This window comes from Pseudoalteromonas sp. SG43-6, from assembly GCF_014164365.1.
Lineage (GTDB): Bacteria > Pseudomonadota > Gammaproteobacteria > Enterobacterales > Alteromonadaceae > Pseudoalteromonas > Pseudoalteromonas rhizosphaerae.
Map to the genome: position 1 here is coordinate 1 of NZ_JACJEZ010000243.1, position 225 is coordinate 225.

1 pseudogene is annotated in these 225 nt (G+C 41.8%); it reads right to left on the reverse strand.

Annotation, left to right across the window (positions count from 1 at the left end):
• Window positions 1–225: pseudogene (locus H5201_RS23670) on the reverse strand (IS3 family transposase); the annotation flags it as partial.

The following is a 225-nucleotide window of genomic DNA, read 5'->3' on the forward strand; positions in this document are numbered from 1 at the left end:
TACCGTCAGCCCAAGTAACTCACATGCTTTTTCTTTCCTTGCCCCTGAATCCTGCGCGTTTGTAATAAGCGTTATTAATTCATGTCGCTCAGCCTGTGTTGTTAATCGTCCTCGTTGAAACCCCAAATGGCATCCGCTTTTTTTTTGAGAACAAGTAATGCCGCTGTTTCAGCTAAGGCTTTATCTTTACGATTAAGCTCTTTTTGCAGCTGTTTTATTTCTTGC